This window comes from Paenibacillus sp. WG02, assembly GCF_055396115.1.
In genome coordinates this window covers 7,432,612-7,458,793 of sequence record NZ_AP036016.1, presented here as the reverse complement: position 1 = coordinate 7,458,793, position 26,182 = coordinate 7,432,612, and the positions used below count along the sequence as shown (strand labels likewise).

Genomic DNA, 26,182 nt, shown 5'->3' with positions numbered 1-26,182 from the left:
TTGAAGGGCACCTTTGGGTGTTATTCATAAAAATTGAAGGATAAGGGGAGTATTGTATGAGCAAAAGATGGGTCAAATGGGTAACCATGCCTTTGGCAGCGAGTTTACTGCTTGCCGGTTGTGAAAGTTCTAGTCAACCAGCAGGTGGAGGAGACAATGCGAGCTCAACACCGTCAACCACAGCCAGCAGCGGCAAGCCCGCAACTTGGATTGCAGACCGAACAATCAAAGGTCTTCTGTTTATTGACAGCGATGATATAACGAAAGACATCAATCCGGAGATTGCCAAGAAGCTGAAAGAAATGACAGGGATTACTTTGCAAATGGATGGTGTAAACTCGCAGCATGCGATTGACGGTCTGATTGCAGGGCTGGCTTCCAATGATTTGCCGGACTTCATCGTTTATTATCTCAATAATAGCGGTCGTCAAGAAATGCCAGTCATTCTGAAAGCTGCCAAAGAAAACATGTTCACTGACCTGACTCCTCTTATCAAAGGTACAAAGATATACAGCAAATATTTGGATGATAAATATTTGCCGCTTGATACGAAAAATGGTGTCATGTTCCGTCCGGAATTTAACGGCTCCAGTTACTTTGTCCATATGAACATTCAAAGAGAGGGCGGCTACGAAGAACGCAAGTATGTCGGAGGACCTTTCATACGCAAAGATATTGCCGAAGCGTTGAAGGTTGATCCTCGAACGATTAAAACAACGGATCAAGTGTATGAATTGGCCCAGAAGATCAAAGATGGCAATTTCAAAGATAAAAACGGAAAAGTGGTTACCCCCCTTGGACCTAGATATTGGGGCAATAGCAATCACGAGAATGGACCCCTGTTCAATGATATGACCTGGGGAGCGACTGACCAACACTTCGAAAAGAACAAGGAAGGTAAAATTGTTCACGAAAGCAAGACGGAATATCCGATGAAGCGTATTGAGTTCGTTCAGAAGCTTTTGAAGGATAAACTAATGGCTCCTGATTATTACGCGATGGAGGAAAACAAAGCGACTGAAGGAGCTATTAACGGTTCATTTGGCATTATCGGCGATATGCATAGTTATTTGGACTTCAATAAAGATATGAGCTATCTTCCGCTTGGACCAATTAATTCTGTGGATGGAAGCTACCGGATGTCCGTTGACTATAAGAGTGGGTCCTTGGCCTGGTCGATTCCGAAAACAACGAAAAATCCGCAGGATATCGTCAAATTCGCTGATTTCCTGGCCAGTCGTGAAGGCAAGCTGCTCTGGCAGTACGGTCTAGAGGGAAGAGACTTTACGCTGGATGCCAAAGGCAATCCGTTGGTCAAAAAAGAAGTATTGGAGCTACGGAACAAAGATCCGAAAGCGGCTATGGAGCTTGGCTTTGAGGGAGTAGGGAATAGCTGGGGAGGCTATCTCGGCAGTACGGATATCAACAGGCTGGGTGATTTCGGCGAAATGATGTATGGCGATGCTGTTTCACCGGAAGCCAATGCGACACCTCTGAAAATTGCCGAGTACTGGGGCTATGACGAGAAAAAGAAAAACGCAATCATTAACGACGGCTATCGTCCGCTTTCATTTATTAACGAGCTAGCGACAGGCAATGAATTAAAAACAGCCTTAACGAACTACAATGATAGCGTCATTCGTGCGTTCTATGCCAAAAGCATGGATGAAGCGCAAAAAATTCTAGATGCATCGAAGAAGCAATTGCAGGCAGCTGGCTTGGACAAATTCGAAGAACTGCTTATGAAGAAGGACAGCGATCCTAAAACAAAGGTTATTCTCAAATAATAAATGGATGAGTAGGGAAGCGGGCGCTCCCCCAGATCATGGCGGGAGCGCACTTCTTAGTACGGGGAGAGATTAACGTGGGAAATGAATTTTATAAGCTCTCAGCAGGTGAAAAAATATTCAAGTTCGTTAATTATGCACTCATTATTCTCCTGTGCCTGTCCATCATATTGCCTTTTCTAAATATACTGGCACTTTCCTTTAACGCAGGTAAGGATGCGGAAAGAGGAGGAATCTATTTCTGGCCACGCGTTTGGACGCTTGAAAATTATCGCGAAGTGTTTACATCGGCTAATATCGGCAAGGCATTTGCCATATCCATATTTCGTACGGCTCTAGGCACCATTGCAGGCGTGTTTTTAGCAGCTATGGCTGCTTATACGCTAAAAAGCAAGACGATGCCGGGCGTACGATTTTTTACGCTTATGGTCTTTTTTACGATGTTGTTCTCTGGCGGCATTATTCCTTATTATATGCTGCTCAAAAGTCTACATTTGACCAATACGATCTGGGTCTATGTCCTTCCTGGACTATACAGTGCATGGAATTTGGTCATCATGCGGACATTTTTCCAGCAGATAAGCGTCAGTCTGGAGGAATCGGCAAAGCTGGATGGCTGCAGCGACTTTGGTATTTTTATGCGGATTATCATGCCGCTCAGTAAGCCTGTGCTGGCAACTATCTCCTTGTTTACAGCCGTGACTCATTGGAATGATTGGTTCACAGGGGCATTTTTTGTCCGAACCGCTTCGCTTAGACCTTTATCTACCCTGTTGCAGGAGATGTTGACCAAACAGGATGCGATTCGGGAATCCTTGATGCAGGCCGCCGGCACGACGCAATATCAAATGCTTGAGCGCATGCAGCTTACGGGAGATTCTCTGAAGATGGCGACGATCATTGTGGTTGTGGCACCGATTATTGCTGCCTATCCTTTTATTCAGAAGTATTTTGCCAAGGGTGCGATGATTGGGTCGGTCAAAGAATAAACGGCTAAAAGGAGAGGTTGTAAGTGACTGTAATAACAAATCCTTATGACAGAAAAGGTATCTGGCTGCGAGGCAGCTTTCATAACCATACGACTAACAGTGACGGGCATCATCCGCTTTCTACGGTGTACAGCATGTATCATGATTATGATTTTCTAGGCATATCGGATCATGATCTGATTACCGAGCATGAGGGTGAGCACACGATAGGGACTGTATTTGAAGCTATTGAGGTGAGCAGTTCGCAAACGCATATGCTGCTTGTCCACCCTCCGAGATCTCTCATGGACGGCTATTCTAATGAATTTTCGATAACCAATTACCAGAGACTTTCTGATATATGTGTAGAGAACGGCGGCTTATCTATATTGGCCCATCCGAACCGTTTTTTCTCCCATTATTGGCGGCATGAGGATATGCTCAGTATGCAGCGGTACAATGGCATTGAGGTCGTGAATGGGGACGGGAATCCGGAATATGATATCGCTTTTGATAAATGGGATTACCTATTGTCCGCAGGACGCAGGGTATGGGGCTTTGGAAATGATGACTCACACGTCTACGGGCAGGAGAAACGAGCTTGGAATATGGTGCTCACCGAAGAAAATACGACTGGAGCTATTCTTACCGCGATTCGTGAGGGCAGCTTTTATGTTTCTACAGGCTATGGCTTTGACGGAATTCGGGTAGAAAACGGTCAAATTATTTATGATCTTCGATCGAGCCCATTCTATGATAAAATGTATAAATATGTGACATTGATTGGTAAAGATGGCCGTATCCTTCATGAGGAAACAGGAAGAATGAAACAGGTGAAGTATACGGTCAAAGGCGATGAAGGATATATCCGCATCGCTGTCTACTTGGAAGGTGGATTCGGGGCATTCGCTCAGCCGATATTTGTCGAATAACAGAGTAAATGTTCATGCTGCAAGTAAGGAAGGATGATAATCATGGCGCCCAAAATTAAAGATGTAGCCAAGAAAGCGGGAGTATCCGTAACCACAGTTTCCAGAGTGTTAAACGGAGAAAAATACGTGAAGGACGATCTGAAGGCCAAAGTGAAACGCGTGATTGACGAGCTTGGTTATGCCCCAAGCCACATCGCGAGGAGTTTGGTACGGAAGAAAACGAACCTGATTGGCGTCATTGTTCCCGATCTGACATCAAGCTTCTATTCCACTATTTTGAGCAGTATCGAGGAAACGGCGAGCTTGAATGATTACAACCTACTGGTTTGCAACATTATCGAGGATACGGATAAAGAGCTGAAATATTTGAATGTGTTTAAAGAGATGCGTGTAGACGGCATTATTATTATGCATGAAAAATTAAGCGATGACATTCGCAGTTTTATTAATAAATTGGATATCCCGGTCATCTTTTCAAGTGTAAGACCTGTAGATCATAAGTTCGTTTCTGTCATTATCGATGATTACGAGGCGGCCTATGATGCGACCCGTTATTTAATTGAGCTCGGACACGAGCGAATTGCCTTTATTGGCGGGGATATGAGAGATATCACCTCAGGACAGAACCGTTATGTGGGCTACCGCAATGCTCTCAAAGATCACCGGGTCAGGACTGTGAATGACTATATCCGGTTCGGCGACTATAAGACGCAGAGCGGATACAATCTGATGAAGGAACTGCTTGCCTGTGAGCCTCGTCCTACCGCTTTATTTGCAGTAAGTGACGATATGGCGGTTGGAGCTATGAACTGCATTCATGACCATCAGCTAAAAGTGCCGGACGATATATCCATCATCGGCTTTGATGGAAGCCAACTGACGGAGCTCGTTCGTCCTCGCTTGTCCTCGATGGAACAGCCTATTCAGGACATGGGGAAAATTACGGTGGATACGCTGATTGAATTAATTTCAGACCCTACATTCAGTCCGCGGGAAGATTTGATCTTGGGACATAAACTTGTCGTGCGCGACAGCTGCAGGGCCTATCAAACTGAGAGATAGGACAGAGAACGGAGCGGGAGAGGAAGTGCGGAATGAACAAATTTGATGCGGTTGTCATCGGCGATGCCAATATTGATTTAGTAGTGGTGGGCTGTAATCAGATTCCTCTGCCTGGACAAGAAATTTTTGTTGAAGATATGTTGATGCATGTAGGCGGAGGTGCGGCTCTATTCACGATCTCGTTAGCCAAGCTAGGGCTGCATGTAGCATTTAACGGTGTTCTTGGAGATGATGGCTACGGTCATTATATCCGGGAACAGTTTGGTCAATATGGTATCGATACCAGTCTAATCCTGACTAGCCCAACGAGTCGTACAGGCATAACGATAGCGATTAATCCGGAACAGGATCGTTCTTTCATTACCTATGCAGGATCAAACGCGGAGATGCAAGTAAGCGAGCTGGATTTAGCTCAAGTAGCGTCAGGCAGACATGTCCACGTAACCGGTTATAGAGGACGACGCAACCACGACGAATTCGTTGCTATGGCCAAGAAGTTGAAAGAGATGGGAGTCACACTTTCCTGCGATGTAGGGTGGGATGATACCGGAGAATGGTATTCCGGGGTGTTTGAATTGATGCGTTACGTAGATGTCTTTCTGATGAACGAAACCGAGGCGCACCACTATACGGGCTTCGAACACATAGATGACAGCTTAAGCTACATGTCGGGCTTCTGCAAGCATGTTGTAATCAAGCTCGGACCTCAAGGAGCCGTAGCGATGAAAAACGGTTTGCAAACGTCTTGCCCCGGATTCTCGGTCAAAGCCTTAGATACGACAGGAGCAGGGGATTCATTTAATGCCGGTTACATGTATGGGTTCTTAACAGGGTTAAATGTCGAGACTTGCCTGTTATATGGCAACGTTTGTGGAGCCATGTCCGTCGGAGCTTATGGCGGCAGCACCGGTACCCGGATCGGGAAGGGCTGGAAGCTTTTATTAGGCAAAATAAAGAACACGGATCTGACCATTCTGAGGTGGTATAACGAGGGATTGTCGCTGTTTCTACAACATCATTCTACCGAGTTTGCGAATACATTCTCAGTAACTAATTCAGATATTTGAAACTGCGATTAGAAAGGGGCATGGATGAATGGCGGACGATCTGAGGTTCCGGGAGGACGGGACATTTACTATTGTACAGCTCACGGACTTGCATATAGGTGGCGACAAGGACAATGAAGAGGATTTGAGGACGCTCGCTTTAGTCAGTGCGGTGCTGGCGGCGGAGAAGCCGGATCTCATCGTGTATACGGGCGATCTGATTTCAAGCTATGGCGTATCTAACTCTTCGGCATCTTTTCGAAGAGCTATTGCTCCAGCGGTTGAGTCTGGCATACCCTGGACGCACGTATTCGGTAATCACGATACGGAGGCGGATGTGACACGTGAGGAACTGATGGCGATCGCGCAGGAACATAAGACCTGCTACTCGCAAGCAGGACCAGTCGATCTCAGCGGCGTTGGCAATTACATGCTTACGATTCAAAGCGTGCAATCCGGGAATCCGGCTGCTGTTCTTTATTTTCTCGATTCCGGCGTGATGGCACCAGAATCAGTGGGCGGTTACGCTTGGATTGCCTCAGATCAGGTGCATTGGTATAAGCAGCAGTCGCTTGCTCTCCGCGAACGGAGCGGGGCTATATTGCCTGGGCTCGCGTTTTTCCATATCCCGCTTCCTGAATACAACGATGTATGGAATCTGGGGAAAGTGAGCGGTACCAAGCACGAAGAGGTATGTTGTCCCAAACTCAACAGCGGTTTGTTTGCTGCCATGGTGGAAATGGGCGATGTGATGGGAACCTTTGTCGGTCATGATCATGACAATGATTACTGTGGTACGCTGCATGATATTCGGTTATGTTTTGGCAGAGTGACAGGCTGCAGCACCTACGGAGACTTACCTCGGGGTGCTCGCGTTATTCGTCTGCAAGAAGGAAGGCATTCCTTTGAAACATGGCAGCGGCTAGAAGATGGAGGTATCTTAAGATGACGTTTACGGTTGGTGGAGAAAATGATGCCCAGACTCTCATTGTTCCCATCTGCTCGGACGACATCGAAGAGATGGGAGCGACACGCCTTCCTTCATGGCTGCAAGCCTATTCACTTCTGCCGCATATGGGAGAACGAGGAGAGCTGACTTGGCTTCATGGCCGTATTGGAGAACGTCACGCGCTGCTGGTCGGTTGTGGAGAGGCCTCACGCCTGGATACGGAACGAATCCGCGAGGCAGCGGGGAATGCAGGACGTGCGATTAACAAGCACAAGAAAGCGCAAGTAGGCATAAATTTGGGCGAGCTGCTGAAGCGCTGTGAGCATTCGGTTGTCATGAGCGAAGCGGAAGCAGTAACCGCTTGGGTGGAAGGCTGGAAGCTTGGCACCTATGCGTTCGAGGTATATCGGACGAAACAGACCAAGCATTCGGAAGTAAGCTTACAGTTTCTCACTGAAACAGAAGCAGATGTAGTAAAGGAAGAGGAAGCAAGATTCGAAGTGTTGAACGAAGCGGTACGATGGGGACGCATTTATGCAGAGGGAGCGATTCTAGCCCGCAATCTCGCGAATGAGCCACCCAATATGCTGCGTCCGAAGACACTTATCGAAAAGACGATGGAACATTTTGCCCATACGAAGGTTGAGGCTGTCGTTTATGAAGGGGAGCGTATGGAGCAGCATGGTATGGTCGGCTTGATTGCCGTGGGCAAAGGCAGCAAGTACCCTCCAGCGCTTCTGGAGCTGCGCTATTGTACAGATGAGGCATTGCCGCTTACGGCTCTAATTGGCAAAGGCATTACTTTTGATACAGGCGGTATCAGTCTGAAGAAAGACTTCGATATCAGCGATATGCGAATGGATATGGCTGGGGCGGCTGCCGTGATAGGCGCGCTTGATATTCTTGCTGCTGGGGACGTTCGGGCGAACGTTGTTGTGCTGATTGCTGCTGCCGAAAATATGCCTGACGGGGAGGCATTGCTGCCTGGCGAGGTGCTGCAATACCCGAATGGCGTATCGGTTCAGGTGGGCAATACGGATTCGGAAGGCCGCTTGGTGCTCGCCGACGCTTTAATTCATGCTCATCGCCTTGGGGCAGTGGAAGCCGTTGATATTGCGACCTTGACCTATTCTTGCGGAGCCGCACTGGGTTCCAGGTATGCTGGAATCTGGGGGCAGGACGCTATGGTGGCGGAGATCGTACAAGCGGGGAAGCAAGTTAGCGAAAAGGTGTGGCAGCTCCCGCTTGTCGACGAATATGAGGCTTACCTGCACAGTGATTATGCGGATATCTGCAACATCAGCAGGGTAGGAGAAGCAGGGGCTACGACGGCAGCTTTATTTTTGCGTAAGTTCGTCCAGCCATCGCTGCGTTGGGCTCATATCGATATGGCTTCTTTAAAGGATGTATCGTCTGCTCAAGGCTGGCATTCGGCAGGTGCGACCGGTTACGGGGCCCGTTTACTCGCACAGTTTGTGCGCAATCGGGTGTCCAATGAAAACGTGATTTCCCAAGGGGATAGCCGTTTGCTTTAGTGCCGTTATATCCTCACGTTTGTGATTAATATTCGCAGGTAAGAAACACGGAAATTCCCAGCATCAGAAAGCTCTCCTTCCTTGGCAGCCTGCTCCGCTCATAAATTAGGAATAATTACCCAATATTCGTACTGGTTAACCGAACGAATTCGCATTATAATAATCTCAACGAGACGAAGAACGTCCCGCTCCATTCCTCAACAGATGGAGCTGGGTCGTTCTTTTTTTCATTTGTGAGGGGAGGTTGAAGATGACGTTTGAGAAGTCACATGCTTATTTTATTCAGAACCATTTACAGAGGCGAACGGGAGAAAGAAGAGGCCGCTTGGAGCGGGGACACCGGGAAGCCGAGAGATTATTTTGCAGGAACATATGGTGGCCTCTCCTAGGGAATTTCGACGATTTACATCCGGAATTCGAAGTACTCGATTGGCGCGGCCTATCCTATTTCTGCGATTTCGCCTGGCTGACGCAAGCTGTAAAACTGATCATCGAAATCAAAGGTTTCGGTTCGCATGTTCGGGATATGGACAGACAAAAATACTGCAACGAACTGAACCGGGAAACATTTCTATCTGCTATGGGATTCCAGATCATATCTTTTGCCTATGATGACGTCGCTCATCGTCCAGAGCTATGCATCACGTTATTGCGGATGCTGCTTAGTCGCTATCAGTCGCAATCATCTCCCGCAAGCTCGAGCAGCGTGTCTGAGAGGGAAATCGTTCGTCTCGCCTGCAGACTCGCTCGTCCGCTGCGGCCTATTGATGTAGTGACTCATTTAGGCATCAATCACCGAACTGCCGTTCGAAAGCTGCAGTCGCTCTGTACGAAAGGATGGTTTTCCGCTGTCACAGGGGCAGCAGGCAAAAATATCGTGCGATACGAACTTCAACGAAGCGCAGTTCAGCTTTTGTAGAATAAATGCAATTATACATCCATTTACCTCATATTTAGCTTGGTAAATATAATCCCTGCAAAAATACACTTTTCCGCGGTTGCTTCTCAAGTTCAGGCAGAAATTCTGCAATAATACTGTATATTTGCAGGAATTCCTTCCCAATAGTCGAACTCGATTGAAAAGACTGCACTTACGCAGGCTTTGTTAGTTGTGTCAATTCCCCTGACGAAGATAATTACTTAGAGGACAAAAAAAGACTGCCTCGAGCAGCGTGTCGGAGAGGGAAATCGTTCGTCTCGCCTGCAGACTCGCTCGTCCGCTGCGGCCTATTGATGTAGTGACTCATTTAGGCATCAATCACCGAACTGCCGTTCGAACGCTGCAGTCGCTCTGTACGAAAGGATGGGTTTTCCGCTGTTACAGGGGCAGCAGGCAAAAACATCGTGCGATACGAACTTCAACGAAGTGCAGTTCAGCTCTTGTAGAATAAATGCAATTATACATCCATTTACCTCATATTTAGCTTGGTAAATATAATCCCTGCAAAAATACACTTTTCTGCGACTTCTTCTCAAGTTCAGGCAGAAATTCTGCAATAATACTGTATATTTGCAGGAATTTCTTCCAAACAGTCTGACTCGATTGAAAAGACTGCACTTACGCAGGCTTTGTTAGCTGCCTTGAATTCGCTCTAACTAGGAATTCAATTAGGGAGGTTCGAGGCTTCGCGGAGTCAAAGAGCTCCACAGACTCCACTTTTACCGTTTTCAGGAGCGAGAGAAGGTATGGTGCCATTGCATTGCACAGAACAAAATAGAGACCGCCCACAACCTGGCCAAAAAGGCCAGCTGATAGGCAGTCTCTATTTTTGCTTACTTCCAATGCTTAGTTCCCGCCAGAAGCAGCCTGCTGCTCGTTCTTCTGCTGTTTATGTGCTTTGGCATCGATGACTTTGCCGTTGCCTCCGCCTTTGTCACTAACAGCTGCGAGGTTCATCGCACTGCTTCCTTGGAAAATGCCGCCCTCCTGAATAATGAAGGAGCGGACATCGATATTGCCAACCAGCACGCCGGAGCTGGTCACGATGAGCTTGCCTTTGGTGTGGATATTGCCTTTCACCTTGCCGGCCACGATGACATCGCGTGCCTGGATGTTGGACTGCACAACAGCGTTCTCACCAATCGTGATGTCGCCTGCGCACTCAATGTCGCCGTTCATCTGACCATCGATGCGAAGGCTGGCTTCGGACATGATTTTACCCTCACAAATGGTACTGCCTCCAATCAATGTGTCGGTTGTTTTCGTATCGATTCGCTTCGTTTTTGAGCTTCCAAGCATTAGGGTTCATCCTTTCTATTGGTAATGAGATAAGGGAAGGGGTCAATCTGGACGCCGTTCTTATGAACTTCATAATGCAGATGGGAGCCCGTACTTCGTCCCGTGGAGCCGAGTAGGCCGATCTTTTGACCTTTCGTTACTGATTCTCCGCGTTTGACGAGGATTTTATTCAGATGCATGTACTCCGTTTGTATCCCTCGGGAATGATCGATAATAATATGATTGCCGTGTTCGTTGTCGAAGCTGGCTTCTACGATTTTGCCTGCAGCAGTGGCATATACGGGGTCATTGGTCTCCCCATCGAGGTCAATCCCAGCATGCATAGTCGGTTTAAGCGTAAAAGGATCTCTTCGTATGCCGAAACCTGATGTAATAACATGGGTCACCGTTGGCCAAAGTGTCGGCGTTATACTGCGTAGACGGTCAGCTTCTTCCAGTCTGGCTTCGGATTCGCTTAGATTCACAAGAAGGGCGTTAATATCCCCAACTAACGAAGTTAGTCCTTGTTTGGTGCTGCTGACCAAAGTAGTTACTTCTTGTGAAGTAACCGGGACCTCGCTGCCACCGACGTCAGAGCGTACTCCACTCAGAGATTCTGTACTCTCCATAGAAAGCTTTTTGCTTGTCCGGTTTGTTCCTTCTGGCTGGCTCATTAACTGAATGACATGGTCCAGTTTCTTAATTTCTTCTAGCTTCACCTTAAATTCATTCGCTTGCTGGGATAAGTCAATCAAATTGTTTTGAAGCTGTTCCAGTTCGCTATTTTTAAGTGTAATTTGATTAACCAGTTGGCGTTCTTGTCCATCGAACGTTTGCTGCATGCTGGTTCTCGTTTGATGGGAGTAGATATTCATTAAGTAAATCGTGACAAAAAATCCAATCAACACGAGCAGGATCAAGCTAGGCACGATATACAGACTACTGTGCGGAAGCTTGAATCTTACGGTTCGGCGGTTGGCGCCCGGAATGATCATTAAGGTGAGTTCTTTTTTACCCCAGATGAATTTCAACCGATCCTCTTCCTTTCCGTAACAATGTCCCCCTCCTTGATTCGATTGTATTCGTCAATGGGATGAGTCATGCCTAATTTATTATTTTGCTAGATAGGGATGTCGGTCATTCTTGTAGCTTAAGTATTACTTAAGTGTTGCTTAACATAAGCGCTATACGCTATGGGACATACTAAATCTGCCAATTATTAATATGTTTAGGGCTCAACTTTTCCTATAAAAGTTACGTCTATAAGGTAGATCGATGAAGGATTAGATTTGAAGGGAGCTATGATGATGTTGAGAAAAACGTTTACGCTTTTGGCAATAACATTATTCGCACTTACAGGGTGTCAATCATCCGGTACAGCAAGCGGAACGGGGAATGCTTCCAATTCACCTGCACCTAGTGCAACGATCACGCCACAACCGACAACGGCGGCTGATACGCCAGCTCCTGGTTCGACAGCGGTTCCTAATAAAGGGAATGAAACACCATCGAAGGTATCGATGAACGGGGTAACCGCGGTAAGGCTGGCTGATGCCAAATCCGGCTGGATCGGCGGCAAAGGTTGGATCGCACGGACAGAAGATGGCGGCGTGAAATGGAAGGTTCAATATGAAGGGACAGGCGACATTAAGCAGTTGTTCGCTCTGAATAATCAAGATGCTTGGGCAGCAATCGGTGATGAAGGTAAACTGCTAAGTACGAAGGATGGTGGTCAGCACTGGACAACCGTTGGTAAAGTACCGAATCAGGCATTCCTTCATTTTGTATCGAAGACGGAAGCATTTAGCGGAAATGCACACACCGTGGATGGAGGCGCAAAATGGACTTCCCTGCCAGTACCCGAGGGAATAAAAGGGGACGCCTATTTCCATGATGCCAATCATGGATGGGCAGTCAGACAAGTCAAAGATCAAATAGAAGTCCAGCGCACACAGGATGGCGGCAAGACATGGAATAAGGTGATGTCGCGTAATACAGCAGCTTCACTAACCGGTGTCGTTATTCGTTCTGCAGGTGTAAACGATGCTTGGGTTGAGTTCATTGGCGAATCGGGGATGACCCAAACCTCGTATTCGTTGTTTCACACGAAAGACGGCGGGAAGAACTGGCTGACGGTTCTGGCAAACAGCACCGCCGGAGGTGGACCAGCCCCTGGTTTCCCTACGGGTGAGAACAAAGGGCCGAAGAACACGGGCAGCAAGCCGGGACCTCTATACGTCGTGAGTCCAGACGTAGCTTATATGGGCGGGCAGTGCCCGAGCTGCGACAAGCCGAATTCCGTCGGGTGGACCAAGGACGGCGGCAAGACCTGGGTGAACGGCAAGGAGTCGTTCACAGGTTACGGTGAGCTGCTGCTGGCTATGGCAGACATCAATCAAGGCTGGCTCATCACGAATGGCAATGAGCAGCCAAGCGTGATGTACACCACCGCTAGCGGTGGCGTCAGTTGGAACAAGGTGCATACGTTTGATGCAGCGAAATGAAGAAGAAGCCTTTCTGGAAGCAGAGACCTGCTGACAGAAAGGCTTCTTCACTATCTAATCACCCATGAAATCCCATCCTATATACCCCCTAACCTTGTCATCGGCCTTAGAATGGTATAGGTAAACTTGCTTATCTAGAGGAGACGACATGCTTGCCAAAAAATATGAGATATCCGCTCTAGTCATTGCTTTTCTGGTCCTGATCGGTTTTACCATGAAAAATCCTGAAAACATGGAATTATCGTTTGCTAATACAGCTAGCGAAGTGGCGGAACCTTCAGCGAAACCAAAGGCTGAAGTTAGAATGTCGGAGCAAGCGTCAGCTCATATCACAGGAAGTGAGGTGCAGCAAACAACTCCTGACAGCAGCGCGCCTTCCGTGAAGGAGAAAGAGAGTACTCTCACGCAAGATCAAACTCAAGATGGAGATGATCCAGTCCCAAATTCGAAGAATGTAAAGATATCCGCAACCGAAATCGCTAAAGTCGTCACGCATTTTGAACAGCTTGCCCATTCGGATCAAAAGGAGCCGAGCTGGAAACGCAAAGCCGACCATCTCATTGTGAAAGGATTTGACTTCCTTGGAACCCCCTACGTATTCGGGGCGAAGTCGGACCAAACCGACTCTTTCGACTGTTCTTCCTTCTTGAGATACATCTTTATCAGTCAAGGGGTGTCGCTGCCGCGAGATTCAAGGCAGCAGAGTCAGCTTAGGTACAGAAGTGTCCATTGAACAACTGCGTGAAGGTGATCTCGTGTTTTTCACCACTCCCAAAAGAAAAAATAAAAGCGGCATCGACCGGATCGGACATGTTGCGGTGTACTTAGGTAACGGCCTTATGCTGCATACCTTCCGTGCGGGCATTGGAGTCACAATATCTGAATTGAATAGTTCTTGGAAAGAGCGCTTTGTCCAGGCTAAGCGCGTTCTGTAACTCTCCCAAAAGTTCCAAGTCATTCGGTCCCAAAGTACTGTTCACCGACTGGAACCCGATTAGTAGACAAAACATCGCTTACAGTCCCTACGTGCAATCCTTTATTCTTTACAGCGGTAATCATGCCATCTAGGGCTTTACTTGCTGATGCAGTAGGATGCATGAGGATTAAAAAACCATTGTCCACTTTTGTATTTATTTTATGAATAATGGTTTGCGGGCTTGGATTTCTCCAATCAATCGTATCTAACGTCCACAACACCGTATTCAGCTTCATACTTTGAGCAACTTCAACGGTTTCTTTATCGAAATCACCCGACGGGGGAGCAAACCATCGGTTTTTTACTTGTAGTTCTTGAGAGAGCAGTTTCTCGGTTTTCGAGATTTCTTGGTAGGCTTGGCTGTTGCTTAATTGGCTCATTTTTTTATGAGAATATGCATGATTGGATACTTCATGACCGCGGTTCAGGATTTGTTTGGCCGTAGTCACATTTTTTTTCAGCCAAGATCCGTCCAGAAAGAAAGTTGTTTTTACATGATGCTTATCCAGTGTATCGAGAATTAGTGGTAGATATTCATTTCCCCATGCAACATTGATCATGAAGGAAACCATGGGTTTTTGAGGGTTGCCGCGATAAATAGGGGCTGCACCCAACTGGTTAAGATGAATTTCTGGCGGTATTTCCTTATATACATAATGAATAGATCTGCCGCCAAGGTTGTTCTTATTCATTTCGTATGTCTTTTGGATATCGACTTCCAGACCATTGTATCCAGGGATAGCACCTTCAACACGATCAATTCTGGCGGAAATAGGTAAGATTCGCTTTTTTGGAGCTTCATTCATAATCTCGGTCATGACGGAATCGCCAGCGGATGCTGTGAATCCAGACAAAACCGGCAGCGCACAAAGGATCAAACAATAACGCAGCTTAAAATGTGCCATTGCAAAGCACTCCATTTCAAATCACTTTTTAGATTTAGGCATATCTATGTCTGTCTAATTAATTTTTGCAGGGAGAGCTTTGTTATAGTTTAGAAGCTGTGAAACGGTAACAAGTTGATATCCTCTATTTTTTAATTCTGGCAAAATGATTTTCAAGGCTTCTATGGTCTGTGTAGGACCTTCAATATAGTCATGAAATAACACAATATTTCCGTTTTTCGCATTCTTTAATACGCGATTTACAATCTTGTTGACTCCTGGCGTACTCCAATCCTTTGTATCCAATTGCCAACTCCACATAATCATCTTATAACCTTCAGCCCGGACAGTAGCTACAAGCCGTTCATTATAAAACCCTCCAGGTGGGCGAAACAATAGGCATCGCTTTCCTGTTGTGTCATAGATAAGTTCCTCTGTTTTATTAATTTCTTTTTTGATATTGTTTTTTTTGCTTAGATAGGCGTGGGTATATGTATGATTAGCTATCTCATGGCCCTCGCGTATGGTTTGATTTAGAACGTCAGGGTAAAGCTTTACTTTATTGCCAACAACGAAAAAAGTGGCTTTAGCTTCGTACTGTTTTAGCAGTTCCAGAATCTGAGGTGTGTACGCAGGGTGAGGACCATCGTCGAACGTTAGTGCAATGACTTTTTCATCGGTGTTTACTTCCCAAACGATTTCTCCGCGTGTCTCATAATAAGCTCGATCTTTCTTAGGGGCGGAATTAGCATTAGCAGCAGGCTGGATCAAAAAAAGACAAATGCACAAAATCAAGAATATTCTCATGGTGTTCTCCTTTATACAAGTAGGTGACAAAATTATAATCTCCAATTAACCCAATCCAATTCAATATTCATTTGGAGCGTACAGCTCTTATGGTTATTTTGAACAAAAAAAGACATGCTGCGAAGGGCAACATGTCTTTTTGCATCATCTTATTAGGGCTTAGGTTGATCACCGCCATTATTACCGCTTCCGCTCCCATTCGTATTCGCGTTTCCATTGAAAAACGTATTCGTCAATGCACGAATCTTCTCCATGAATTTCCCGTATCCATAACCGGTAAGAAACGCCACACTGATACGAGCGGCCATCGAGTCCCCGACTTGCAGCAGCAGAATGCCGCTCTCGAATAAGACGATCGTAATAATCGCTGATCCGAAGCATAGTATTGGACGCATCAGGTACCAGTATACCCATTGGGTGGTGAGGTCATGGTAATGCTCATGAAACATGCGCAGTCCATACAATGCCCCGCCTAAAGCTCCTGCAAATCCAAAACTCACATACTCGTGATACAGATTTACGTCGATACCGAGCAGCTTCCCCTGAACAGAGCCGCTGCCCAGCACAGCCATCATCCAGAGGCTTCCAACGAACCAAATAAGTAAATAGGTGAAGATGAACTGCTTGCCGAATCGGTGAAGGGGACCCATAAATAAAACACCGCCCTTTACATGGTTAATACCATTGTATGAGCGGTGTTGTTGTTGATGCCTGCAGATAGGAGCGCTTCTCCGATAACTTTAGGTATTGAATGATCGCTGCGGAGCAGTCTTGCGCTGTATATTTTTGGTGGTTACGGATATCCATCCTGCGTTTCACAAGTTCCGGATACTGATCAAGCAGCAAGTTGAACCAGTGATCTATCATCTCTAGCGATATAATTTTCTGGCCATAACCCTGTTCCTGAAAATAGTCGCAGTTCGTCTCTTCTTGACCAGGAATCGGGCTGTAGAAGAGCATTGGAATACCTTTGGCCATCGCTTCTGTACAGGTCATCCCGCCAGGCTTCGTAATGAGCAGATCGGAGATATCCATCAGCTTGTTAATCTCGCTTGTATAACCGATCAGATGTATGTTAGGCTGCCGGAATACGTCTTCCTCGAGTAGCTGTTGACGCGCTTTTTCATTCGTCCCCAAGCAAATAATAAGCTGGATATCCTTGCTCCAACTTGCCAAGTACGTCAGCAGTTCTTCTTTTTCTTCTTTTTTAAATACACCCCAACCGCCGCCCATTACCATAACCGTGGGCATTGCTTTTAGACCGAATTCTTGGCGAATCTGCTCTTTGCTATGTTCCAAACGGAAATTAGGATGCACAGGAATCCCTGTGACTTCAACATGTGTTTCCGGCACGCCGCGGCCAATCAAGCGTTCTCTTACCATCGGTGTTGAAACCAAATATTTGTCTACAGCCGGATCAATCCATGTGCCATGAACGTCGTAATCGGTGATGACGGTGAAGAGGGGAACAGCAAGTCCAGCTCTTTTGAGACGAGAGACAATAATGCTCGGAAAAGGATGCGTGCAAACGATGACATCTGGTTTTAGCTGTTTGATGATCGCTTTTGTTTGGGAGTAGAAAATACGGTGCAGAATAAGCCCTGCAACGCGGCTAGGCGTTTTTTCATATTGATTACGGTAAAGCATACCATAGAGTTTGGGTTGTGATGTAACCGTGCGGCGGTATGCCGAAAAGATCCAAGGCGCCAAGGTAGGATGCAAAAAAGCACCAAGCTCGATCACACGTGTAATAATCTCAGATGAGCTCTGCCTAAGCTCCACTGAAAGCGCGTGAGCCGCTTGCGTATGACCTTTCCCGAAGCCCTCGGATAAGAGCAAAATCCGTTTTTTTCGCAAGGAACTCACCTTTCTTAATAAAACCATATCTTTGTAACCTATAGATAAGTATTGCCATTAAATTTGTGAAGATTTCCGCTTAGATGCGTAACATTTACGACACACAGGTACATAGCTTTCATTACCGCCAATTTGAATCTGTTCGCCGTGGAAGATCGGTTCTCCATCTTTGCAGCGCATATTCATAATCGCTTTTTTGTCGCAGTACCAGCAAACCGTTTTGATCTCCTCGATCGTGTCAGCTACAGCTAATAAGGCATCGCTTCCTTCGAATAATTGCCCCATGAAATCAGCCCGGAGCCCATAAGCAATAACGGGAATATCCAATTCGTCCACAATTTCAATTAATTGAGCAACCTGCTCTTTATTCAAAAACTGCGCTTCGTCAACCAAAATGCAGTTTGGGCGTTCTGTGCTCGCGAGTGCAATCATATCCAAGTTTTTGTCGACGACGGTAGCGACCTTTTGCATGCCAATTCTGGAGACGACTTTGCCAACCCCAAAACGGTCATCTACGACGGGCGTGAGAAGCAGGACTTTCTTCCCTTGTTCTTCATAATTGTGTGCAACACGTAAAACTTCAATGGATTTACCACTGTTCATTGTGCCGTAACGGAAATACAATTTTGCCAAACTGGGCCATTCCCCTCTGCGGATGAAATAAATGTAAGTATTTAAATGGTAAAAAAGTAGGTGGCTGTCATGCTATCAAGCTCTGCTAGTTTGACGGCGGATTGAAAGCTTACTTCTGAGGCGAGCTTATCGCCGATAAGTGGCTGTTTCTTGTAAAGCTTTCGAATTTTGACTTCTATACTGCCTGGAACAGGCTCCCCTGTGATTCGAATCCGCTCAGGCTCGTACATCAGCACATGGATGATTTCCCTGGAAATCGTATTGTTGCTTTGCAAAAGCTCTTGGATCAATTCATGATCCATAAGGGAAGGAATACGTTCCTTCATGCCGGGATTCGACTCGCAATGATGAGCAGCGGCCTTGGCCAGCAGAGCATCCATCGCAAGAAACTGCGGGTTCAGAAAGAGCCGGTGGTCCTCGACGACCGCATGAACGAGCGCAGCAGCTGTATCTTCATCAGCTTCCACGTAATGACCGCGTAAGCGAAGCCCTTTGACAATCTCTGAGGGGGACCGTACTTGTTGTCCGGCATAATAAGTATCCCTTAGAAAGCTATCCAGATGATCGAGCCCGAGAAGCGTCGTTTTATTCGTAAGAGGGCTGTCTTGATTCAAAATATCGACAATCGACGGTGGTGAAATGCCGTGCTTGATAAGAATATCAGCAACGACGCCGCGCCTTATCAATTGTTCAGTCTGCCGATGATGATCGAACCCAAGTGTTCTCTCAACCGCATGAGAGAAAGGCAAGTGTCCAATATCATGCAGAAGCGCAGCAATGCGCAGATGAGGATCATCTGGGCAAAAGTGAGCCATCAATGACCAGACGCCTACTGTATGTTCAAAACGGGAATGTGTCATCGGTGAAAATAGCGCAGATGCCCCGAAGTGATGCAAAAACTTCAGACGGCGAACCGGCTGCGACCGGAAAAGCTCAACTTCAATCGGATGGGCCTGCATGTGCCATTGATAAAGAGGCTCCCAGATCGTTCCGGTTGAAAAAGTATGCTGTATACTCAAAACAGAGTTCCTCCTAGGCTGTGGAATCTGGATGTATGTTCTTTGCAGCGGTATAAGCTATCATAGCATGAAACATAGAATGTTCGCTATCATCGGCCAATGAAAAAGAAACTCAAAACTTGGCTTTGGATGCTCGTGGAAAGTTAACTTTACTTGGAAACATTCCCATGGAACTCCTAGTGATTGTATCATTATTTTAGGCGCTGCGGTATGGGATGGCAAGCCGGTCCGGCTGTGGGAGAACGATTGAATATAAAGGTAGAGACTTATAGCAACGGGTCATCCTTTTAGCGGTGAAATCACGAAGCAACAAGGATAATTTACAGAACAGTCAGGCGACTAAGGCGGACGGGAATCTATTATAATGAAAACCTTTTCATATTAATTATTTTTGAATTGAACTATAAGATATCAAGTGTTAATATAATATAAAAAATATTGAGAATATTTCATCTAATTAATTAGCTTGGTTTAGATGGAATAGGCATTCGCGTGTCATCACTTTTTAGCGCTTTAACGCGTGCGTCCAAGGGTAAATGACTCCATCATCCAGCAAGGATGAAGAGTACAACCAAAAAAGAGGGAAGAAAGGTTGCACAACATGACTAAAATTGGATTACCTCCCAAACAGGGATTGTACGATCCGGGGTTTGAGCATGATGCGTGCGGTATTGGCTTTGTTGCCAATATCAAAGGTGTCAAATCACATGAAATCGTCAAACAGGCGCTTCGTGTCCTTTGTAATTTAGATCATCGCGGTGGTCAAGGCAGTGAACCGAATACGGGTGACGGGGCAGGCTTATTGATGCAAATCCCGGATACGTACCTTCATTCCGCTTGTGAGGAGGAGAATATAAAGCTCCCTGCTGCTGGCTGCTATGGTGTCGGTATGGTCTATTTACCTCAGGATTTGGAGGCGCGCCAAGCATGTGAGAGTATAATTGAGCGAATTGTCAAACAAGAAGGGCAGCAATTCCTCGGATGGAGAACCGTTCCAACGGACAACAGTTCATTGGGAGATTCCGCGAAGTCAGCAGAGCCGTTTATACGCCAAGTGTTTATTGGTCAAAGTGAAGATGTTTCGAGCAACTTGGATTTTGAGCGTAAGTTATATATTATTCGTAAGCTGTCTGAAAACGCTATCAAATTAGCTCATGGTGATTCGCAATTTTACTATTCTAGCTTGTCTAGCAGAACGATTGTTTATAAAGGAATGTTAACGCCTAAGCAAGTGGACGATTATTACTTGGAATTGCAAGATGAGAAAGTAGACTCCGCACTCGCACTCGTTCACTCCCGCTTTAGTACGAACACATTCCCGAGCTGGGAACGTGCACATCCGTACCGCTATTTGATTCACAATGGTGAAATTAATACCCTCCGTGGCAATGTGAACTGGATGCACGCCCGTCAGGCTATGTGCGAAACCGAATTATTCGGTGAAGATTTCAAGCGCATTCTTCCTGTTATTGATACCGATGGCTCCGATTCACAAATGTTTGATAATACCTTAGAATTCCTCATGCTTTCTGGACGCTCGCTGCCGCATGCAGCGATGATGATGGTGCCAGAGCCTTGGTCCAAGCACGAAACGATGGATGATGAGAAGAAAGCTTTCTACGAGTACCACAGTACACTGATGGAGCCGTGGGATGGTCCGGCGGCAATTGCTTTCACAGATGGCAGTCAAATTGGAGCAATCCTTGACCGTAATGGCTTGCGGCCATCGCGTTACTATGTCACTACCGACGATTTAATTGTACTCGCTTCAGAAGTTGGCGTCTTGGATATTGAGCCGGAGCGTATTCTGTACAAAGATCGCCTCAGACCGGGACGCATGCTGCTTGTTGATACGGTTGAAGGACGCATCGTGACGGATGAGGAAATCAAAAGCCGCATCGCTGGTGAACAGCCATACCGCGATTGGCTGAACGAGCACCTGGTTTCCCTTGAAGAATTGGAAGATGCCCCAATCGTGCTCGGTTCCGACTATGACACGGTACTGCAGCGTCAGCATGCATTCGGTTATACCTTCGAACAATTGCGTAAAACACTGGAGCCAATGGCCAAAACAGGTGTAGACCCCATTGGTTCAATGGGGACGGATGCCCCGCTTGCTGTGCTTTCCGATCGACCGCAGCTGTTATATAACTATTTCAAGCAATTGTTTGCGCAGGTTACCAACCCGCCGATCGATGCGAATTTCGAAGAAATTATTACAGCTCAAGGCACGACAATCGGTCCTGAGCGCAACCTGATTAACCCTGAACCGGAGAGCTGTCGACAAATACGTTTGCAATCACCGTTTCTTTCTAATAAAGAGTTGGCGAAGCTGCGACATATTAAGCGCGATGGCTTCAAAACTGTTACATTGCCTACTCTATTCGAGGCGGCCGAAGGCACAGAAGGTCTGGAAAGTGCTATGCAAGCCCTTTATGCTGCGGCTGACCAAGCCATTGTGGAAGGCGCTTCGCTATTCATTCTTTCAGACCGCGGTGTGGATAGCCGTAAGGCGCCGATTCCGGCGCTGCTGGCGACTTCGGGCCTCCATCACCATTTGATTCGACAAGGCACACGGACCAAGGTCAGCTTGCTTGTAGAGTCGGGCGAACCGCGTGAAGTGCACCATTTTGCTTTGCTGCTCGGTTATGGCGCAGGGGCTATTAACCCGTATCTCGCGTTGGAAACGTTAGACGACATGATAGCGCGCAAGCAGCTTGTTGGCGTTGATATTGAGAAAGCGACCTATAACTACATTAAAGCGGTGACGAAGGGCGTTGTTAAAGTCCTGGCGAAAATGGGTATCTCCACGATTCAGAGTTATCGCGGGGCACAAATTTTCGAAGCGATTGGACTTAGCCAAGAGCTCATCGATTCGTATTTCACATGGACACATACACCTGTTGGCGGGATTGGCATCGATATTGTGGCTAAGGAAGCTTTGATCCGCCATAATCGCGCTTTTTCCGAGCAAGAGGGACGCGATAAGGTGCTCGATACCGGTGGTGATCTGCAGTGGCGCAGAGACGGAGAAGACCATCTCTATACACCGGAAACGGTGCATGCCTTACAATCAGCCGTTCGTACGAACAACTACGCGATGTATAAGAATTTCTCGAAGCTCATCAAACGTGAGGATGAGAAATATATGGCTTTGCGCGGGCTTCTGAGCTTCAAGGAAGGCCGGCAACCGATTCCGATCGAAGAAGTGGAGCCGATCGAGTCGATCTTCAAGCGCTTCAAGACGGGAGCCATGTCCTATGGCTCCATCAGTAAAGAAGCGCATGAAACAATCGCGATTGCGATGAATCGCATCGGCGGCAAGAGCAATACCGGCGAGGGCGGCGAGCATCCGGAGCGCTTCACGCCGGATGCGAACGGCGACCTTCGCCGCAGCGCAATCAAGCAGGTGGCGTCCGGCCGCTTCGGCGTCACAAGCCACTATCTCGTCAATGCTGACGAGATTCAGATCAAGATGGCGCAGGGCGCGAAGCCAGGCGAGGGCGGTCAGCTCCCGGGAACCAAGGTGTACCCTTGGGTGGCCGAGGTTCGCGGTGTTACGCCAGGCGTAGGCTTAATCTCGCCGCCGCCGCATCACGATATTTATTCGATCGAGGATCTAGCTGAGCTGATCCACGATCTCAAGAATGCCAACCCGCGGGCGAGGATCAGCGTGAAGCTGGTATCCGAGGTCGGTGTTGGCACCATCGCTGCCGGCGTAGCCAAAGGGAAAGCGGACGTTGTCCTGATTTCCGGCTACGACGGAGGAACAGGCGCGTCGCCGCAGACGAGTATTCGTCACGCGGGACTGCCTTGGGAGCTCGGTCTGGCGGAGACGCATCAGACGCTCGTGCTCAACAACCTGCGCAGCCGTATCGTCGTCGAGACAGACGGCAAGCTGATGACGGGGCGCGACGTTGTCGTAGCTGCCTTACTAGGGGCTGAGGAGTTTGGCTTCGCGACAACTCCGCTCATTACCATTGGCTGCGTAATGATGCGCGTGTGCCATCTGGATACTTGTCCGGTTGGGGTTGCTACGCAAAATCCGGAGCTTCGCAAGAAATTTGCCGGGGATCCGCAGCATGTGGTCAATTTCATGACCTTCATCGCGCAGGACGTGCGTGAGATGATGGCTGAGCTTGGCTTCCGCACCATTGAAGAGATGGTCGGCCGCACAGATGTGCTGGAGTCTAAGCAAGCAGTCGAGCATTGGAAAGCTAAGGGCGTAGATTTATCGCCGCTTCTGCACCAACCAGAGATGGGCGAGCATGTAGGCCGATTCTGCCAAATGTCGCAGGATCATGGTTTGGATCGCTCTTTGGACGTAACGAAGCTGCTCGCGATTTGTGAGCCTGCTATTGAGCGCAAGGAGCATGTGCACGCCATCCTGCCAATTGCGAACGTCAACCGTGTTGTCGGAACGATTGTAGGTAGTGAAGTTACACGTCGTCACGGTGTGGACGGCTTGCCTCACGATACGATCCGCCTCCACTTTAATGGTTCTGCTGGTCAAAGCTTCGGTGCTTTCGTACCGAAAGGGATCACGCTTTCGTTGGAAGGCGATGCGAATGACTACGTTGGTAAAGGATTATCCGGTGGTAAACTGGCTATTTTCCCTTCCAGTAAGTCTCATTTTGTTCCTGAAGACAACGTTATTATTGGTAATACCGCGTTCTATGGCGCAACCGACGGGGATGCTTACATCCGGGGGATTGCAGGCGAGCGTTTCTGCGTAAGAAACAGCGGCGTGCGAGCGGTTGTCGAAGGTGTTGGCGACCATGGTTGTGAATACATGACGGGCGGCCGTGTCGTTGTCCTCGGTTCTACGGGCCGCAACTTCGCAGCAGGTATGTCAGGCGGTATCGCCTATGTACTGGATGAGAAGGGCGATTTCTCAAGTAAGGTGAACAAAGAAATGGTTTACCTTGAGCAATTGGAAGAAACCTATGAAATGAATGAACTGAAAACGATGATTCAGCATCATGCCACATTTACGGATAGCAGCGTTGCCCACCAAGTTATTCAGCACTGGGATGAGTACGTTTGGAAGTTCGTGAAGGTTATACCGAAGGACTACAAACGGATGTTTGATGCTATCGAAAAGGTGAAACGCTCCGGACTAAGCCAACAAGAAGCCATCATGGTTGCTTTCGAGGCGAATATGAGGGACGTTTCTCGGGTCGGTGGAAATTAACGAATCAGATCAGATGCTGACGAAGTAGGTTTTGCTGAAGCAAAACATGAAATGCTTCCGATGCCCATTTTTCTGGTGAAAAACTCAGCACATGCTTACGAAGTAAGTTTTCTCGCGAAAACGCTCAGGAGGGATTAAACGTAAATGGGTAAACCAACTGGTTTTATAGAACATCGTCGTGAAGTGGCAACTGAAGCTGCTCCCCTAGTCCGAATTGGACATTGGAAGGAGTTTGCGACGCCGCTGACAGAAGATAAATTGCAGACGCAAGGCTCTAGATGTATGGATTGTGGGATTCCTTTCTGTCACACAGGGGCGTTGATCAGCGGCATGGCCGCTGGTTGCCCAGTCAATAACCTCATTCCGGAATGGAATGATCTGGTATATCGTGGTGGGTGGAGAGAGGCTCTGGACCGTCTGCATAAGACGAACAACTTCCCAGAGTTCACGGGACGTGTTTGTCCGGCGCCATGTGAAGGCTCTTGTACGGTAGGTCTGAAGGATACACCGGTTACGATCAAAAGCATCGAGAAAGCCATTATTGATAAAGGCTTCGATGAGGGCTGGATTACACCTGAGCCTCCGGAAGTGCGCACAGGTAAAAAGGTAGCTGTCGTAGGCTCGGGGCCATCCGGACTCGCTGCAGCAGCGCAGCTGAACAAAGCCGGACACTGGGTCACCGTGTTCGAGCGTGCAGACCGTGTGGGCGGATTGCTCATGTACGGCATTCCGAACATGAAGCTGGATAAGAAGTACGTCCAGCGTCGTGTGGACCTGCTGGAAGCCGAAGGCATCACGTTCGTTACCGGCGCTCATGTCGGTGTGAACTATCCGATCGAGAAGCTGCAAGAGGAATTCGATGCCATTGTTCTGTGTGGCGGGGCAACGAAAGGCCGCGATCTTCCGATCGAGGGGCGTGAGCTAGGCGGCGTCCACTTGGCGATGGAATTCCTGAGCAAGAACACGAAGAGCTTGCTGGATTCCGAGCACGCTGACGGCGCGTTCATTTCCGCCGAAGGGAAGGATGTTATTGTCATCGGCGGCGGCGACACGGGTACAGACTGCGTGGGTACATCTTTGCGTCATAAAGCGAAGAGTGTTACGCAGTTTGAGATTATGCCGAAGTCACCGGACACACGTCCAGCGAACAATCCTTGGCCGGAATGGCCAAAAGTTCACAAGGTGGACTATGGTCAACAAGAAGCGGCTGCCGTGCAAGGCGAAGATCCACGCCAATACTTAATCAACACGAAGAAGTTCGTGGGGGATGAGAATGGCAATTTGAAGGAATTGCACACAGTGCTCATCGAGTGGCAGAAGAACGAGAAGGGTGGGTTCGTTCCTGTGGAAGTACCCGGCAGCGAGAAAGTATACCCAGCTCAGCTGGTACTGATCGCGATGGGCTTCACAGGACCGGAGAACACGGTGCTGGATCAACTCGGCGTCGTCAAAGACGAGCGCTCCAACGCGAAAGCCGACTACGGTAAGTTCGCTACGAGCGTGGACGGTGTCTTCGCTGCCGGTGACATGCGCCGTGGGCAAAGCCTCGTGGTTTGGGCGATCAACGAAGGCCGCGCAGCGGCTCGTGAAGTCGATCGTTACTTGATGGGATCATCGAATTTACCATAAAGATGCGGAAAGAAGGAAGGAACCCTTGGTTTGGGTTTCTTCCTTTTTTTGACCCTGATTTAGTTGTCGTCAAACAATAGCAGTGGGAATATCTTATCTAGCCAACGTCTGCGTATCCGGACGTAGCAAGAGGAACGACGATGCGCTATTTATCGAGATATCTACCTTTATGAACACAAAAG

21 protein-coding genes are annotated in these 26,182 nt (G+C 47.7%); 13 read left to right on the top strand and 8 right to left on the bottom strand.

The annotated features are described in order from the left end of the window. Positions 1 to 56 precede the first annotated feature (56 nt). From ACBP55_RS33725 to ACBP55_RS33690, 8 genes are all read left to right on the top strand, one after another. Positions 57 to 1,787 (top strand): extracellular solute-binding protein, encoded by a 1,731-nt coding sequence (locus tag ACBP55_RS33725; RefSeq protein WP_464647963.1) that lies wholly within the window; start codon positions 57 to 59, stop codon positions 1,785 to 1,787. A gap of 77 nt (positions 1,788 to 1,864) precedes the next feature. Further along, positions 1,865 to 2,776 carry a carbohydrate ABC transporter permease gene (locus tag ACBP55_RS33720; RefSeq protein ID WP_464647962.1) on the top strand — a complete coding sequence of 304 codons (912 nt, stop codon included), beginning with the start codon at positions 1,865 to 1,867 and terminating at the stop codon, positions 2,774 to 2,776. A gap of 23 nt (positions 2,777 to 2,799) precedes the next feature. Then, the gene (locus ACBP55_RS33715; protein WP_464647960.1) at positions 2,800 to 3,687 is read left to right on the top strand and encodes a CehA/McbA family metallohydrolase domain-containing protein; all 888 of its coding nucleotides are present in this window, start codon (positions 2,800 to 2,802) and stop codon (positions 3,685 to 3,687) included. Between the two features lie 42 nt (positions 3,688 to 3,729). After that, positions 3,730 to 4,749: a LacI family DNA-binding transcriptional regulator gene (locus ACBP55_RS33710; RefSeq protein ID WP_464647958.1), complete on the top strand. Its 1,020-nt coding sequence runs from the start codon at positions 3,730 to 3,732 to the stop codon at positions 4,747 to 4,749. 32 nt (positions 4,750 to 4,781) lie between these two features. Next, the gene (locus tag ACBP55_RS33705; RefSeq protein WP_464647957.1) at positions 4,782 to 5,816 is read left to right on the top strand and encodes a carbohydrate kinase family protein; all 1,035 of its coding nucleotides are present in this window, start codon (positions 4,782 to 4,784) and stop codon (positions 5,814 to 5,816) included. Between the two features lie 28 nt (positions 5,817 to 5,844). Next, positions 5,845 to 6,744: a metallophosphoesterase family protein gene (locus ACBP55_RS33700; protein ID WP_464647955.1), complete on the top strand. Its 900-nt coding sequence runs from the start codon at positions 5,845 to 5,847 to the stop codon at positions 6,742 to 6,744. Further along, the gene (locus tag ACBP55_RS33695; protein WP_464647953.1) at positions 6,741 to 8,279 is read left to right on the top strand and encodes a leucyl aminopeptidase family protein; all 1,539 of its coding nucleotides are present in this window, start codon (positions 6,741 to 6,743) and stop codon (positions 8,277 to 8,279) included. Before ACBP55_RS33700 ends, ACBP55_RS33695 begins: the two co-directional genes overlap by 4 nt. Positions 8,280 to 8,529: 250 nt before the next feature. Next, positions 8,530 to 9,198 carry a DUF559 domain-containing protein gene (locus tag ACBP55_RS33690; RefSeq protein ID WP_464647951.1) on the top strand — a complete coding sequence of 223 codons (669 nt, stop codon included), beginning with the start codon at positions 8,530 to 8,532 and terminating at the stop codon, positions 9,196 to 9,198. An 867-nt stretch (positions 9,199 to 10,065) separates the two neighbouring features. On the opposite strand, the gene ACBP55_RS33685 is transcribed toward ACBP55_RS33690, so the two are convergent. Then, on the bottom strand, positions 10,066 to 10,518 hold the full coding sequence (locus ACBP55_RS33685; RefSeq protein WP_464647949.1) for a bactofilin family protein: 453 nt from the start codon (positions 10,516 to 10,518) through the stop codon (positions 10,066 to 10,068). Next, the gene (locus ACBP55_RS33680; RefSeq protein ID WP_464647947.1) at positions 10,518 to 11,528 is read right to left on the bottom strand and encodes a M23 family metallopeptidase; all 1,011 of its coding nucleotides are present in this window, start codon (positions 11,526 to 11,528) and stop codon (positions 10,518 to 10,520) included. Before ACBP55_RS33680 ends, ACBP55_RS33685 begins: the two co-directional genes overlap by 1 nt. A gap of 270 nt (positions 11,529 to 11,798) precedes the next feature. Between ACBP55_RS33680 and ACBP55_RS33675 the strand changes: the two genes are divergently transcribed. The 3 genes from ACBP55_RS33675 (at position 11,799) to ACBP55_RS33665 (ending at position 13,936) form a co-directional block, all read left to right on the top strand. Next, a complete protein-coding gene (locus tag ACBP55_RS33675; protein ID WP_464647945.1) occupies positions 11,799 to 13,001 on the top strand; it encodes a WD40/YVTN/BNR-like repeat-containing protein in 1,203 nt (400 codons plus the stop codon). Positions 13,002 to 13,149: 148 nt separating this feature from the next. Next, positions 13,150 to 13,734, top strand: coding sequence for a C40 family peptidase (locus tag ACBP55_RS33670; protein ID WP_464647943.1), 585 nt, complete (start codon positions 13,150 to 13,152; stop codon positions 13,732 to 13,734). After that, the gene (locus tag ACBP55_RS33665; protein ID WP_464647941.1) at positions 13,724 to 13,936 is read left to right on the top strand and encodes a C40 family peptidase; all 213 of its coding nucleotides are present in this window, start codon (positions 13,724 to 13,726) and stop codon (positions 13,934 to 13,936) included. The genes ACBP55_RS33670 and ACBP55_RS33665 overlap by 11 nt, the downstream gene beginning before the upstream one ends. A gap of 19 nt (positions 13,937 to 13,955) precedes the next feature. Here ACBP55_RS33665 and ACBP55_RS33660 read toward each other — a convergent pair whose 3' ends face one another. The 6 genes from ACBP55_RS33660 to ACBP55_RS33635 all read right to left on the bottom strand — a co-directional run bounded on the left by ACBP55_RS33660 (position 13,956) and on the right by ACBP55_RS33635 (position 19,177). Then, positions 13,956 to 14,882, bottom strand: a complete 927-nt coding sequence (locus tag ACBP55_RS33660; protein ID WP_464647939.1) for a polysaccharide deacetylase family protein — start codon at positions 14,880 to 14,882, stop codon at positions 13,956 to 13,958. A 54-nt stretch (positions 14,883 to 14,936) separates the two neighbouring features. After that, positions 14,937 to 15,668, bottom strand: a complete 732-nt coding sequence (locus ACBP55_RS33655; RefSeq protein ID WP_173185800.1) for a polysaccharide deacetylase family protein — start codon at positions 15,666 to 15,668, stop codon at positions 14,937 to 14,939. A 152-nt stretch (positions 15,669 to 15,820) separates the two neighbouring features. Next, entirely contained in the window at positions 15,821 to 16,318 is a 498-nt protein-coding gene (locus ACBP55_RS33650; RefSeq protein ID WP_464647936.1) for a hypothetical protein, read from the bottom strand. A 25-nt stretch (positions 16,319 to 16,343) separates the two neighbouring features. Next, entirely contained in the window at positions 16,344 to 17,525 is a 1,182-nt protein-coding gene (locus ACBP55_RS33645) for an MGDG synthase family glycosyltransferase (RefSeq protein WP_464647934.1), read from the bottom strand. Between the two features lie 57 nt (positions 17,526 to 17,582). Then, the gene (locus ACBP55_RS33640; protein WP_464647932.1) at positions 17,583 to 18,158 is read right to left on the bottom strand and encodes a thymidine kinase; all 576 of its coding nucleotides are present in this window, start codon (positions 18,156 to 18,158) and stop codon (positions 17,583 to 17,585) included. A gap of 41 nt (positions 18,159 to 18,199) precedes the next feature. After that, positions 18,200 to 19,177 carry an HD domain-containing protein gene (locus tag ACBP55_RS33635; RefSeq protein ID WP_464647930.1) on the bottom strand — a complete coding sequence of 326 codons (978 nt, stop codon included), beginning with the start codon at positions 19,175 to 19,177 and terminating at the stop codon, positions 18,200 to 18,202. 601 nt (positions 19,178 to 19,778) lie between these two features. On the opposite strand from ACBP55_RS33635, the gene gltB reads away from it, so the two are divergent. Both gltB and ACBP55_RS33625 read left to right on the top strand, forming a co-directional pair. Then, the gene (gene gltB, locus ACBP55_RS33630) at positions 19,779 to 24,371 is read left to right on the top strand and encodes a glutamate synthase large subunit (protein ID WP_464647928.1); all 4,593 of its coding nucleotides are present in this window, start codon (positions 19,779 to 19,781) and stop codon (positions 24,369 to 24,371) included. Positions 24,372 to 24,515: 144 nt separating this feature from the next. Beyond that, positions 24,516 to 26,000, top strand: coding sequence for a glutamate synthase subunit beta (locus ACBP55_RS33625; RefSeq protein ID WP_464647926.1), 1,485 nt, complete (start codon positions 24,516 to 24,518; stop codon positions 25,998 to 26,000). Positions 26,001 to 26,182: the final 182 nt, after the last annotated feature.

Excerpts from the sequence above, each read along its gene's own strand:
- ACBP55_RS33685 (WP_464647949.1), bottom strand. The coding sequence starts at position 10,518 with ATGCTTGGAAGCTCAAAAACGAAGCGAATCGATACGAAAACAACCGAC.
- ACBP55_RS33670 (WP_464647943.1), top strand. The coding sequence starts at position 13,150 with ATGCTTGCCAAAAAATATGAGATATCCGCTCTAGTCATTGCTTTTCTG.
- ACBP55_RS33695 (WP_464647953.1), top strand. The coding sequence starts at position 6,741 with ATGACGTTTACGGTTGGTGGAGAAAATGATGCCCAGACTCTCATTGTT.
- ACBP55_RS33625 (WP_464647926.1), top strand. The coding sequence starts at position 24,516 with ATGGGTAAACCAACTGGTTTTATAGAACATCGTCGTGAAGTGGCAACT.
- ACBP55_RS33650 (WP_464647936.1), bottom strand. The coding sequence starts at position 16,318 with ATGGGTCCCCTTCACCGATTCGGCAAGCAGTTCATCTTCACCTATTTA.
- ACBP55_RS33660 (WP_464647939.1), bottom strand. The coding sequence starts at position 14,882 with ATGGCACATTTTAAGCTGCGTTATTGTTTGATCCTTTGTGCGCTGCCG.
- ACBP55_RS33725 (WP_464647963.1), top strand. The coding sequence starts at position 57 with ATGAGCAAAAGATGGGTCAAATGGGTAACCATGCCTTTGGCAGCGAGT.
- gltB (WP_464647928.1), top strand. The coding sequence starts at position 19,779 with ATGACTAAAATTGGATTACCTCCCAAACAGGGATTGTACGATCCGGGG.
- ACBP55_RS33675 (WP_464647945.1), top strand. The coding sequence starts at position 11,799 with ATGATGATGTTGAGAAAAACGTTTACGCTTTTGGCAATAACATTATTC.
- ACBP55_RS33710 (WP_464647958.1), top strand. The coding sequence starts at position 3,730 with ATGGCGCCCAAAATTAAAGATGTAGCCAAGAAAGCGGGAGTATCCGTA.
- ACBP55_RS33700 (WP_464647955.1), top strand. The coding sequence starts at position 5,845 with ATGGCGGACGATCTGAGGTTCCGGGAGGACGGGACATTTACTATTGTA.
- ACBP55_RS33655 (WP_173185800.1), bottom strand. The coding sequence starts at position 15,668 with ATGAGAATATTCTTGATTTTGTGCATTTGTCTTTTTTTGATCCAGCCT.
- ACBP55_RS33690 (WP_464647951.1), top strand. The coding sequence starts at position 8,530 with ATGACGTTTGAGAAGTCACATGCTTATTTTATTCAGAACCATTTACAG.
- ACBP55_RS33705 (WP_464647957.1), top strand. The coding sequence starts at position 4,782 with ATGAACAAATTTGATGCGGTTGTCATCGGCGATGCCAATATTGATTTA.